Source organism: Streptomyces sp. BE20, assembly GCF_036322525.1.
Lineage (GTDB): Bacteria > Actinomycetota > Actinomycetes > Streptomycetales > Streptomycetaceae > Kitasatospora.
Window position 1 is genome coordinate 134779 of record NZ_JAQYWW010001022.1, and the last position, 11944, is coordinate 146722.

At 74.1% G+C, this 11944-nt stretch carries 14 protein-coding genes; 5 read left to right on the forward strand and 9 right to left on the reverse strand.

The annotated features are described in order from the left end of the window. Positions 1-87: 87 nt before the first annotated feature. The 7 genes from PUR61_RS28610 to chrA form a co-directional block, all read right to left on the reverse strand. The gene (locus PUR61_RS28610; RefSeq protein ID WP_329882340.1) at positions 88-966 is read right to left on the reverse strand and encodes a GDSL-type esterase/lipase family protein; all 879 of its coding nucleotides are present in this window, start codon (positions 964-966) and stop codon (positions 88-90) included. A gap of 34 nt (positions 967-1000) precedes the next feature. Next, positions 1001-2239, reverse strand: coding sequence for a beta-ketoacyl-[acyl-carrier-protein] synthase family protein (locus tag PUR61_RS28615; RefSeq protein ID WP_329882342.1), 1239 nt, complete (start codon positions 2237-2239; stop codon positions 1001-1003). Continuing rightward, on the reverse strand, positions 2236-2592 hold the full coding sequence (locus PUR61_RS28620; RefSeq protein ID WP_329882344.1) for an acyl carrier protein: 357 nt from the start codon (positions 2590-2592) through the stop codon (positions 2236-2238). Before PUR61_RS28620 ends, PUR61_RS28615 begins: the two co-directional genes overlap by 4 nt. After that, positions 2589-4127 carry an MFS transporter gene (locus tag PUR61_RS28625; RefSeq protein WP_329882347.1) on the reverse strand — a complete coding sequence of 513 codons (1539 nt, stop codon included), beginning with the start codon at positions 4125-4127 and terminating at the stop codon, positions 2589-2591. Before PUR61_RS28625 ends, PUR61_RS28620 begins: the two co-directional genes overlap by 4 nt. Positions 4128-4134: 7 nt before the next feature. Beyond that, a complete protein-coding gene (locus tag PUR61_RS28630) occupies positions 4135-5040 on the reverse strand; it encodes a cyclopropane-fatty-acyl-phospholipid synthase family protein (protein WP_329882349.1) in 906 nt (301 codons plus the stop codon). Between the two features lie 148 nt (positions 5041-5188). Further along, a complete protein-coding gene (locus PUR61_RS28635) occupies positions 5189-6142 on the reverse strand; it encodes an acyl-ACP desaturase (protein ID WP_329882351.1) in 954 nt (317 codons plus the stop codon). 77 nt (positions 6143-6219) lie between these two features. Beyond that, the gene (gene chrA, locus PUR61_RS28640; RefSeq protein ID WP_329882354.1) at positions 6220-7407 is read right to left on the reverse strand and encodes a chromate efflux transporter; all 1188 of its coding nucleotides are present in this window, start codon (positions 7405-7407) and stop codon (positions 6220-6222) included. A 174-nt stretch (positions 7408-7581) separates the two neighbouring features. On the opposite strand from chrA, the gene PUR61_RS28645 reads away from it, so the two are divergent. The 3 genes from PUR61_RS28645 to PUR61_RS28655 all read left to right on the forward strand — a co-directional run bounded on the left by PUR61_RS28645 (position 7582) and on the right by PUR61_RS28655 (position 9893). Then, complete coding sequence (locus PUR61_RS28645; protein WP_329882356.1) at positions 7582-8631, forward strand: cation diffusion facilitator family transporter; 1050 nt, start codon at positions 7582-7584, stop codon at positions 8629-8631. A gap of 117 nt (positions 8632-8748) precedes the next feature. After that, positions 8749-9684 (forward strand): 5'-3' exonuclease, encoded by a 936-nt coding sequence (locus tag PUR61_RS28650; RefSeq protein WP_329882358.1) that lies wholly within the window; start codon positions 8749-8751, stop codon positions 9682-9684. A 26-nt stretch (positions 9685-9710) separates the two neighbouring features. Next, the gene (locus PUR61_RS28655) at positions 9711-9893 is read left to right on the forward strand and encodes a hypothetical protein (RefSeq protein ID WP_329882360.1); all 183 of its coding nucleotides are present in this window, start codon (positions 9711-9713) and stop codon (positions 9891-9893) included. 157 nt (positions 9894-10050) lie between these two features. Here the strand turns inward: PUR61_RS28655 and PUR61_RS28660 are convergent, their stop codons facing one another. Both PUR61_RS28660 and PUR61_RS28665 read right to left on the reverse strand, forming a co-directional pair. Then, the gene (locus PUR61_RS28660) at positions 10051-10242 is read right to left on the reverse strand and encodes a DUF397 domain-containing protein (RefSeq protein WP_329882362.1); all 192 of its coding nucleotides are present in this window, start codon (positions 10240-10242) and stop codon (positions 10051-10053) included. Further along, the gene (locus tag PUR61_RS28665) at positions 10235-11098 is read right to left on the reverse strand and encodes a helix-turn-helix domain-containing protein (protein WP_329882364.1); all 864 of its coding nucleotides are present in this window, start codon (positions 11096-11098) and stop codon (positions 10235-10237) included. Before PUR61_RS28665 ends, PUR61_RS28660 begins: the two co-directional genes overlap by 8 nt. Before the next feature lie 294 nt (positions 11099-11392). On the opposite strand from PUR61_RS28665, the gene PUR61_RS28670 reads away from it, so the two are divergent. Together PUR61_RS28670 and PUR61_RS28675 are read left to right on the forward strand one after the other, a co-directional pair. Further along, positions 11393-11758, forward strand: a complete 366-nt coding sequence (locus tag PUR61_RS28670) for an ATP-binding protein (RefSeq protein ID WP_329882366.1) — start codon at positions 11393-11395, stop codon at positions 11756-11758. After that, the coding region (locus PUR61_RS28675; RefSeq protein WP_329882368.1) for a hypothetical protein at positions 11755-11944 on the forward strand (190 nt) is incomplete at its 3' end. The genes PUR61_RS28670 and PUR61_RS28675, both read left to right, overlap by 4 nt.

Consider the following 11944-nt stretch of genomic DNA (forward strand, 5'->3'; position numbering starts at 1 on the left):
GACCGTCGGTGCGTCCGGACGCCCGCGCCCCGTACGGGGGTGCGGGCGTCCGGACGTCCGGGCGGGCGGGCCGTGTTCGGTGGGCGCTCAGGCGGTGGGCGCCGCCGAGGTACCCGCGGCCACGGCGGGCACCGGTTCGGCGGGTGCCGACTCGGCGGGTACCGGTTCTGCGGGTACCGACTCGGCGGGCAGTCGGGAGGCGGCGTCGAGAAGCGCGGGGAGCATGCGGGCGGCGTGCTCGGCGTAGCCCCGGGAGCTCGGGTGGACGCCGTCGGGGGCGAGGAGCAGCTCGGCCCGGTCCTGGAACTCGGGCCCGGAGGACGGGGCCAGCGGCGTCCCGGCGCGCTCGGCGGCGCGGGCCTGCCGGCGGGCGAGGCGCCGGGAGCGGTGCCCGCCGACCAGTCGGGTGGGGGTACGGAAGCCGGGCGCGTGGCCGGGGTCGGGGCACGGCACCACGACCGGCTGCCAGCCGGTCTCGCGGAGCCGCCCGAGCAGCAGGGCGAACAGACGGGCGGACCTGCCGATCGGCAGCGGGAGGAGGGCGTCGTTGCCGCCGACGATCACCACCGCGAGCCCGGGCCGCAGGCGCGCCGCCCGGGCGGTCTGCCGGCGCAGGCCGGTCGTGGTGGCACCGACCCGGGCGAGGACGCGCAGGTCGACGGGCCGGTCCAGCCGGTCGCCGAGCGCCTGGGCGAGCCGGGCCCCGAGCGTCTCCTCGGGGCGGTCGGCGCCGAAGCTCCGGGCGAGGGAGTCGCCGAGCATCAGCAGGGTGACCGGCCGCTCGTCCGCGGGTTCGGCCGGGCCGTAGCGGCCGTCGGCGTGCGGGGCCGACCAGTCGGCGGGCGGGCGGCGCATCAGCAGCCGGCCGTAGAGCCGGGAGGCGGCGAGCCGGGCGCGGAGCAGGGGGCGGCGGGCCGCGGGGGCGGACGGGGTTTCCGGGGCGGAGCGGGTGGTCGAGGCGGGCATGGTGGGACTCCCGGGGCAGGCGGACGGGGGCGTGTCAGGCGGAGGTCAGGACGACGGCCGCGTTCTGGCCGCCGAAGCCGCTGGACACCGAGACGGCGGCCTGGAGCTGGACGCGCCTCGGCATCTTGGTGACCACGTCGAGGTCGATCGCCTCGTCCAGCCGGTCGAGGTTGGCGGTGGGCGGGATCAGCCCGTACTGGAGGGTGAGGACGGTGACGGCCGCCTCGATCGCGCCCGCCGCGCCCAGGCAGTGGCCGATCACACTCTTGACCGCCGTGACCGGGGGCGGCCGGCGGAAGACCTGCCGCAGGGCGGCGGCCTCGGCCAGGTCGTTGAGCGTGGTGCCGGTGCCGTGCGTGTTGACGTGGCCGATCTCGTGCGGCGCCAGCCCGGCGTCGGCGAGTGCGATCCGGACGGCGCGGGCCAGGCCCGCGCCGTCCGGGCGGGGCGCGGTGAAGTGGTGGGCGTCGGCGGTCGAACCGTGGCCGGCCAGGTAGGCGCGCGGGCGGACGCCACGGGCCCGGGCGTCCGCGGCGCGTTCCAGGACGAGGAGGCCCGCGCCCTCGCCGAGCACGAAGCCGTCCCGGTCGGCGTCGAAGGGCCGGGAGGCCCCGGCCGGGTCGTGCCGGCGGCGGGAGAGCGCGCCGAGCCGGTCGAAGGAGGTCGCCACCATGGGCGCCCGGCCGCTCTCCGTGCCGCCGGCCAGCACCACGTCGCAGGAGCCGGCCCGGAGCAGGTCGCAGGCGACGCCGAGGGCGGTGGTGCCGGAGGCACAGGCCGTGCTGGTGACCAGGTTGGGCCCCCGGGCCCCGAGGTCGAGGCCGACCTCGCCGGCGGCCATGTTGGGGATGGAGCGCGGTGCCATCAGCGGAGAGACCAGGTCGGGGCGGCCGTCCGCGAGCCGCCCGTACTCGACCCCGTGGGTGTCCGTGCTGCTGGCGCTCACCCCCAGCACCACCCCGACCCGGTCCGCGTTCCAGTCGGCCGGGTCGAGGTCGGCGTCGGCGACGGCCTCCCGGGCGGCCAGGACGGCGAGTTGGGCGAACCGGTCGAGCCGCCGGGCCAGCCGGCCGCCGAGCAGGGCGACCGGGTCGAAGCCGTCGGCCCGGCAGGAGAAGTCGACGTTCAGCCCGGCGAGGAGCGGGTCGCGCCGGGCGGTCGGCGCTCCGCCGAGCAGGTGGTCCCAGCCGGCCGCCACGCCGAAGCCGGCGGGGGTGACCAGGCCGAGCCCGGTCACCGCCACCGCCCGGTCGGCCACCGTGTGGGCGCTCAACTGACGGCGCCCGCGGTCAGATCGACACCGACGAGCGGGGCGGCACCGGGAGCCGGAAGGGCGCCCGGCGCGGCACCTGCAGCGGCACCCCGGCCGGCGACCGGAACGGCGCCCGGGCCGTCGACCTCGGCCGGGGCGGCACCGGCGTGGGCGAGCAGTTCGCCGAGCGTGGAGTCCGGCCGGATGTCGCGGACGGTGACGCCGATCCGCTCCTCGACCAGCAGGGAGAGTTCGACCAGCGCGAGACTGTCGAGCGACAGCGAGGCCAGCGTGGCCTCGGGCGCGACGAGGGCGGCCGGCACCTCGAACTCCTCGACCAGGCAGGCACGCAGGACGGTGAAGCTGTCGTTCATGGGACGTTCCTTTCAGTGGCGGACGGTGCGAACGGCCGGGCCGTTCGGTCCGGTTCGGGGGCGAGGACGGGCGGTGGGACGGTCTGAGGGACGGCCTGAGGGACGGCCTGAGGGACGGGCCGCGTGGCAGGCTGCGGGACGGGGAGGCGGGCGGGCAGCCGGAACCAGGCGAGCAGGACGCCCGCCGCGGCGACGGCCCCGCCGACCTGCGCCGACGCGGTGAGCCCGGTGGTGAACGCGATACGGTCGCCGGTCGCCGCATCGGCCGCGGCGGTGGCCAGCACGGAGCCGAGCACCGCCACGCCGAGGGTCGAACCGACCTGCCGGGTGGCGTCGTTGAGGGCCGATCCGACCCCGGCCATGGCGGCCGGCACCGCGCTCATCACCAGCTCGGTGGCGACCGGCGCCATCAGCCCGGCGCCGAAGCCGGAGACCGCCTCGAAGACGAACACCGGTGCGTCCCCGGACTCCACGCCGAGACGGCCGAGTTGAACGAATCCGGCGGCGATCAGCAGTTGCCCGGCCGCGACCGGGACGCGCGCGCCGGCGTACCGGGCGACCACCGGGCCGAGGACGGCCCCGGCGGCCAGCCCCAGCGAGAGCGGGACCATCCGCAGCCCGGCCTGCCAGGCCGAGAGGCCCCGGACCTGCTGGAGGTAGAGGGTCAGCAGGAACATCGCGCCGAACATCGCGAAGGACATCAGCGCCAGGCAGACCGTGGCCGGCCAGACCGGCCCGTCGCGCAGCAGCCGGACCGGCACCATCGGTGCGGCGCAGCGGAGTTGGCGCAGCACGAAGAGGCCGAGCAGCAGCGCGGCGGCGGCGAGGGCGGCAAGCACCTCGGGGCTGGTCCAGCCGCGTCCGGGCGCCTCGATGATCCCCCACACGAGGGTGAGCAGAGCGGCGCAGGAGAGCAGTGCACCGAGCCGGTCCAGCGGCCGGGCCTCCGGATCGCGCGACTCGGGGATCACCGGGGTGACCACCAGGATCGCCGCCACCACGGGGACGTTGAGCCAGAACGCGGCCTGCCAGCCGTGCTGTTCGACCAGCCGGCCGCCGACCACCGGACCGAACAGCGCGCCGACGCCGGCCACCGCCGCCCAGATCCCGATCGCCCGCCGCCGGTCGGCCGCCGCGGGCAGGACGTGCACCACGGTGGAGAGCGTCGAGGGCATGAACAGTGCCGCGCCGACGCCCATCGCGCAGCGTGCGGCGACGAGTCCGGCCGGGCCGTCGACGAGCGCACCGGCCGCCGACGCCAGCGCGCAGACGGCGAGTCCGGTCGCGAAGGCCCGCCGCCGGCCGTACCGGTCGCCGAGCGCGCCGGCGGCGAGCACGCAGCCGCCCAGCGCGAGCGCGTAACCGTCGACGATCCACTGGGTCTCGGCCAGAGTCGGCCGGAGATCGTCCCGCAGGCTCGGGATCGCCACGTTGAGGACGGTGAAGTCGAGTCCGAGGAGGAAGAGGGCGGCGCAGACGACGGCCACCGCCGCCCACGCCCGCGGCCGGGCCACCGGGCCGTTCGAGGGGTTCACCCGGGCCTCAGACCGGGAGCCGGAGCGGTTCGTCGCGCCGCCGGAAGCCGATCCGGTAGAGCGTGGCGGCGCCGCGCAGGAAGGTGACCTCGCAGGCGCGCAGGTAGCGGCGGTAGCGGCGGAAACCGTCCGGGCCGACCAGTGCCTCGGCCTCGACGCGGGCCCGCAGCAGTCGGGCGGACCAGGCGCCCAGGGTGCGGGCGTAGTCCTCGGCGGAGGCGCGGACGGCGGTCACCGCGAAGTACGGGTCGCCGGCGGTGACGATCTCGCCGAGCCGGGGCAGCGCCGCACCGGGGAAGACCTCGGCCGCGACGAACGAGCCGACCGGACCGTCGCCGCCGGCCACGCCGTCGTAGGCGATGGTCTGCAACGACATCCGGGCGCCGGGGCGCAGCCAGCCGTGGCAGCGTTCGAAGTAGCAGCGGTAGGCGGCGAGCCGTCCGGCGGCGTCCATGTCGGCGGTGGCGAAGTGCTCGAAGGCACCGATCGAGACGATCCCGTCGTAGGGCCGCTCGGGGCGGTGGCCGTCCCAGCTCTCCAGCCGGACGTCGACGCCGGGGAGCGCGAGCCCCCGTACGTGGGCGTGCTGGGCGCGGGAGAGGGTGAGCCCGGTGGCCTCGCCGGCCCGGCCGGTGAGGACGGCGTGGGTGAGCAGGCCGCCCCAGCCGCAGCCGACGTCGAGCAGGCGGAACCCGGCGTCGGAGGCGGCGCCGGCCAGGTCGAGGTGCAGGTCGAGCTTGGCCCGCTGGGCGCGCGGCAGGGCGGTGGCGTCGGGCTCGCCGGGGGCGATGCCGTCCCAGACGGCGGCGGAGTAGCTGAGCGTCTCGTCGAGCCAGAGGGCGTAGAAGTCGTTGCCGAGGTCGTAGTGGAACTCGATGTCGGCGGCGCTGGTGCCGACGGTGGTGGTGGTCATACCTCTCCTGTTCGGGGAACGGGCGGTACCGGACGGCCCGCGCGAGGCGACGCGGGTCGGCGGCACCGGGAAGGGCGACGCGGGTCGGCGGCGCTTCGGGGCGGACGCCGCGGGACGGCGGTGCGGAACGGCGGCGCCGCGGGGCGCTTCAGGCCGTGGCGGCCTGCTCGCGCCGGGCCCGGACGTCGAGCGCCCGGTCCCGGCGCTCGACGAACCGGGAGGCCCTGGCGTCGAGGTGCTCCAGGTACCCGGCGAGCCGGTCGCGCGCCTGCTCGCCGGCGGGGCCGAGTCCCGTCAGTTCGAGGACCTTGAGCGAGCGGAGCAGCGGGACGAGCACCTCGTCGTGGTGGACCCGCAGGTCGTACACGCCCGCGACGGCGATCTCGCCGGCCAGCCGGGCGAAGCCGGGCATGCCCTGGCCGGGCATCGCGAAGCCGCGGACGGTCGCGTCGAGGGTGACCAGGACCTGGTCCGGGTCCGACGCCAGGGCGGCCCGCAGCAGCTCGCGGTAGAAGACCATGTGCAGGTTCTCGTCCTGGGCGACCCTGGTGAGCAGCCGGTCGCAGACCGGGTCGCCGCTGAGCCGGCCGGTGTTGCGGTGGCTGACCCGGGTGGCGAGCTCCTGCACCGCCGCGTAGGCGACCAGGCCGAGCACGCCGTCCGGTTCGGGGAGGGTGCCGGTGGCGACCTGGGCCATCCGGGCCCGCTCCAGCGCGATCGGGTCGACGGCGCGGGAGGCGTGCAGGTAGGCGCGGATGGCGGCGGCGTGCCGGTCCTCCTCGGCGGTCCAGTGGTGCAGCCAGGCCCCCCAGGCTCCGTCGCGGGAGGTCTGCGCGGCGATGGTCCAGTGGTAGCCGGGGAGGTTGTCCTCGGTCAGCAGGTTGACCACCAGGGCGGAGCGGACGGCCGGGGCGAGCGTGGAGTGCTCGGCCCGCCAGGGTTCACCGTCGAGCGGCCCGTCGAAGTCCCGCCCGAGGCTCCACGGCACGTACTGGTGCGGGAACCACTCGCGCGCCGTTGCGAGGTGACGGTTCATCAGATCGGCGGCGATGGGCTCCAGTTCGACGAGCCAGTGGACGGCCTCCGCCGTAGTGATCTTCACGGGCGCCGATCGTTGCGCAGGCGCACGGGGGCGCGCAAACCGGCGTCACCCGGTCGGGTGAGCCCCCTCGGGAGGGTTCACGCCACTGGCAGATCGGCGACCGCCGCGAGCACGCCGGCCGCTCCGGCGGCCAGCAGGGTGAGCACCACGCCGCGCCGGGCCGCGACCAGCCAGAGCAGCGCCCCGGCCAGGACCCCCCACTGCCAGACGTGACCCAGCGCGGCGGCGAGCGGCACGGCCGATCCGGCGATGGCGCCGATCACGGCCGGCCCCGCGCCGGTGAGGAAGTCCTGCACCCGCCGGTCGGCGCGGAGCCGGTCGAAGTGGCGTCCGCCGACGATCACGAAGAGGAACGACGGCGCGAAGGCGACCGCCGCCGCCAGCAGCCCACCGACGAGCCCGGCGGCCGCGTAGCCGACCACCGCGACGGTCTGCACCACCGGGCCGGGGGTGACCTGGCCGAGGGCGACGGCGTTGAGGAACTGTCCGTCCGTCATCCAGTGGTAGCGGTTGACCGCGTCGTCCCGCATCAACGGGATGATCACGAAGCCGCCCCCGTAGGAGAGCGCCCCCACCTTGAACGCCACCCAGGCCACGGCGCCCAGTCCGCCGAGCGCGGGCAGCCCGACGGCCAGCGGCAGCGCGGCTGCCGGGCCGGACGGCTGGTCGCCGGGCCGCCGGTCGCCGGGCCGCCGGTCCGGCCGTCCGCGCAGCGCCGCCTCGGCCAGCCCCGCCGCGATCAGGACCAGCACCAGCCAGGGCCCGGTGACGATCGCGGCCGCCGCGCCCGCCGCCGCGTACCCGGCCCAGCGGGTGCGGGCGGCCCACTCCCGCCCGGCCCGGGCGAAGCTGCCCGGGACCAGCGAGGTCGCGGCCTGCACGGCGACCGCCGGAACGGCCGCGCCGGCACCGGCCGCCGCGCCGAGCACCGCGAGCGGCGGGTCGCCGGCCAGGAGGAGCGCCGCGAGCACCAGGATCAGCACGAGTCCCGGCGCGATGAAGCAGACCCCGCCGACCAGCGCGCCGGGGGTGCCGCGCAGCCGGCCGGCGGTGAGTACGGCCAACTGGGTGGAGGCCGGTCCGGGCAGCAGGTTGGTCGCCGCGATGCCGTCCTCGAACTCGGTCGGCGTCAGCCATCCGCGCCGCTCCACGCAGAGCCGCCGCAGCAGCAGAATGTGTGCGGGCGGTCCGCCGAAGCCGAGCACCCCGATCCGTCCCCACTCCCGGGCTATCTCACTCAGGCTCACCCGGCCGGTCACGCCCATGTGCGACTCCCCCGTTCGACGGCGGCGCGACGATACCGGACGGGGGTTACGGCACGGCAATGACAACGGTCTCCAATGCAGCCTTTGGATCTTCGTTCGATCTGAGGTTCACTTCGGATGCAGGGCAGTCGCGCCCCCTTCCCCCCACCCCCGCACGTCCAGGAGAGGACTTCGATGGCCGGGCACGAGCACCATGATGATCATGCTCATGACCACAAGCAGGCGCACGGCGGCCACACCCACGGCGGCCACGGCGGCCACTCGCACGGCGTGGCCGCGGACGCGGACCGCCGTTGGCTGGTCAGCGCACTCGTACTGATCGTGGTGTTCATGGCCGGGGAGGTGGTGGTCGGCTTCGCCGCCCACTCGCTGGCGCTGATCTCGGACGCCGCGCACATGCTCACCGACGCCGCCTCGATCGTGCTCGCCCTGATCGCCATGCGGCTCTCCGCCCGCCCGGCCCGGGGCGGCTACACCTACGGGCTCAAGCGCGCGGAGATCCTCTCCGCCCAGGCCAACGGCGTGACGCTGCTGATCCTCTCCGCCTGGCTCGGCTACGAGGCGATCACCCGGCTGTTCGAGCCCCCGGAGGTGGCCGGCTCGCTGGTGCTGGTCACCGCGCTGGTCGGGATCGTCGTGAACATCGCCGCCACCTGGTGCATGTCCAAGGCCAACCGCAGCTCGCTCAACGTCGAGGGCGCCTTCCAGCACGTGCTCACCGACCTCTACGCGTTCATCGCGACCGCCGTCGCCGGCCTGATCGTGGTGACCACCGGCTTCGTCCGCGCCGACTCGATCGCCTCGCTGATCGTGGTGGCGCTGATGCTCAAGGCCGGCATCGGCCTGGTCCGCGACTCCGGGCGGATCTTCCTCGAAGCCGCCCCGGCCGGCATCGACCCCGACGCGGTGGCGGACCGGCTGGTCACCCAGCCGCTGGTCGAGGAGATCCACGACCTGCACATCTGGGAGATCACCTCCAACCAGCCGGCCCTGTCCGCGCACATCCTCGTCACCCCCGGCGGCGACTGCCACGCCGTCCGCCGCGAGCTGCAGCGCAAGCTCTCCAAGGAGTACGGGATCTCGCACAGCACCCTCCAGGTCGACCACGTCGGCGAGGACGAGGCGGGCGCACTGCTCCAGATCACCACCCCCGGCGGCCCGGTCCCCGAGCACTGCGCGGACGCGCACGGCCCCGTCCACCGCGCCGGTCCGCACAAGCACTGAGCCGGTCCGGCACCCCGCCCGCCCGGACCCGCCCCCGAACCAACCCCGCCGCCGGCACCCGCCGGTGCGCACCGACCGGCGCGCACCGGTACCGGCCGGCTGTCCGCCCGGTACGGCATGATCGGAGGCGTGACCGCACCCCGCCTGATGCTGCTCGACTCCGCCAGCCTCTACTTCCGGGCCTTCTTCGGCGTACCGGACACCCTGCGCTCGCCGCAGGGTGAGCCGGTCAACGCCGTCCGGGGCCTGCTGGACTTCATCGCCCGGCTGGTTCACGACCACCGGCCCGACCACCTGGTCGCCTGCATGGACGCCGACTGGCGCCCGCAGTGGCGGGTGGACCTGATCCCCTCCTACAAGACGCACCGGCTCGCCGAGGCGGCCGAGAACGGCGAGGAGGAGGTGCCGGACAACCTCTCCCCGCAGGTCCCGGTGATCGAGCAGGTCCTGGACGCGCTCGGCATCGCCCGGGTCGGCTCCCCCGGCTACGAGGCCGACGACGTGATCGGCACCCTCACCGCCGACGCCACCGGCCCGGTCCAGATCGTCACCGGCGACCGCGACCTGTTCCAGCTGGTGGACGACGCCCGCGCGATCACCGTGCTCTACCCGGTCAAGGGCATGGGCAACCTCCAGGTCACCGACGACGCCCTGCTGCAGGAGAAGTACGGCGTGCGCGGCGACCGGTACGCGGACATGGCCGCACTGCGCGGCGACGCCAGCGACGGCCTGCCGGGCGTCAAGGGCATCGGCGAGAAGACCGCCGCCCAGCTGATCCACGAGTACGGCGACCTGGCCGGCATCCGCGCCGCCGCGCTGGACGTGGGCTCGCGGCTCACCCCGGCCCGGCGGCGCAACCTGGTCGAGGGCTCCGCCTACCTGGACGTCGCCCCGACCGTGGTGCGGGTCGCCACCGACGCCCCGCTCCCGGCGTTCGACCCCGCCCTCCCCTCGGAGCCGCTCGACCCGATGACCCTGGAGGACCTCGCGGCCCGCTGGGGCCTCGGCACCTCCCTGGACCGCCTGCTGGAGGCCCTGGCCGCCACCCGCTGACCCACCCGGAAGGGGCCCGCCGCACCATGGAGTTCACCGACAGCGACCTCAAACTGACCGGATGGTCCGCTGATCTGTTCTCGCAGCCCGTCAAGGGAGTGGCGGCTCCGGCAAAGGAGGACGACATGAAGAGTCCCCGCCAGTCAATTATGGTCACCTACCCGGGCCCCGGATCGGTCAAGGTCTACGTGCTCCCGGTCAAGCCGTAGTCCCGGCCGTCCGAGTCGAGATTCCTCCCTCGCCGCCGGATGTCCCCGCGCAGGAAGTCGACCCGGTCGACTTCCTGCGCGCGCCTCACCTTCGCCCGGGGGTTCAGCAGGGAGGGCAGGCGGTGCCTGGCTCCGAGACAGCGAGGCGCCGCAAAGGTCACGCGTGGTGGTCGAGTTCACCGGCCTTGATCGCGCGCAGGAGATCGGCGAAGGCATCGGGAGTGGTGCGGATGATGACCTCGCCGTCGTCGGACTCACGAAGTTCGACCAGCCCACTGCTCGTACGGACCTCCACACACTCGTTGCTCGAAGCGCTGAAGCTGGACTTCTGCCACGTGGACTCAGACATTGGTGGGCTTCACTTCCTTCATGACAGCCAGGATGAACTCGCGTGACTCATCTTCGGCGAGGGCCGTGGAGTCGAGGCGCGAGAAGATCGCTCGATGGTTGGCCAGATCGGCTGGCGAATCGAGGAACAACGCACCCTGGGAGACATCTATCTCGATGGTGTCCAGTTCAGGGATCGAGCCTTCGGCGAAGGTGAGGTTCTCGCCGGCACCCGGGAAGGTGTCGACGGTGAACGGCACGACGCGTACAGAGATCCCAGGCCGCTCGGCATCGGCCAGGAGTGCCCCGAGTTGCTCCACGAGCACCTTGGGTCCGCCGAACTGCATGCGCAGCGCAGCTTCGTGGATGAACGTTCGCAGCGGGGTGGCACCGGAGCGGACGATCTCCTGGCGCCTGATTCGAAACGCGGTCCTGGTGTCGATCTCGTGCGAGGAAAGTGGGGGAAACAACCGAGCGAAGACCGCCGACGCATAGGCGCTCGTCTGGAGCAGGCCCGGCATGTAGGCAGTCGTACAGAACGTCAGCCGCGTGGCATGGGCCTCAAGCTCGGCGACTTCCAGGAAGTCTGTCGTCAGAACTCCGCGGAACTCCTCCCACCACCCCTTGCCGCGTTCCGTCGCCATGTGCGCCAAGACGTCGATCAGCGACTCATTGGCGCAGTTGCACGCCGAAGCGACCAGTCGGAGACGTTCCGGACTGACGCCGATCTTCGCCATCTCCATCTGGTTCACCTGGGCAGGACTGATGCCCAGGATTCGGGCGAGCTGGCTACCGCCGAGGCCCGCCTGCTCACGCATCCGTCTCAGCTCGGCACCGAGCCGTCGTTGACGGAGAGTCGGGTTGGAGCGAAGGGCCATGACGTCCTCTCTACCGGTGCTGGATCAGTGTGCCGCGCTGGCAGTGGGCAGGTCCATCCCGGCTCGGAGTACACGGTAGAGGGAACTTCCCTCCATCAACCTATAAATAGAGGCCTTTTCGGCTATGGTCTTTCTCACAGCGATCCGACGGATCGTCAGTACCGCCCGTTCATCCGGGCGGCCGATGCCTGCTGTCTTCCTGCCCAGCAAAGCGGCCGGCTTCGGTCCACCCCGCCTGATGGTGGCGCGTCCGCCGCCGCTTCTCCTCACTCCACCCCTCCTCGGAGGTCTCCTATGCGTGCCTTCAACCCGCCCGACTGGTCCGCCGCCCGTAAAGAACTGCGTCGCGCCCTCACCTCCTCCGGCTGGCACCCGGACACCATTCACGACGCCGAACTCGCCCTCCACGAGCTCTACTTCAACGCCTGGCGGCACGCCGACTGCCAGGCCCCGCTGGTCATCGTCACCCTCCTCCCCCGCACCCTCCGCGTGTGCGTCTGCGACGACAGCCCCACGCTCCCCGAGTCCCCCTTCTCCTCCGGCCCCTACGAGGTGTCCGGCCGGGGCCTCCACCTCGTCCGCGCCCTCACCCACCGCTTCGGCGCCGACCCCACCAAGAACGGCAAGGTCGTCTGGTACGAACTGGACGCCGCCGCGTGAGAGACGACCACCACCCCGCCCCGCTCACGCCCCACGACCCCGTCCTCCGCACCTACACCGAGTCCGAGGTCGCCGCGCTCCTCCGCGAACTCCACGAAGCGGGCCGCCCGTTCGGCATCCAGTGGGGATCGGCCGCCACCAACGGCACCACCGTCGACGGCCGCCTCCTCGTCGACTTCGGCAACG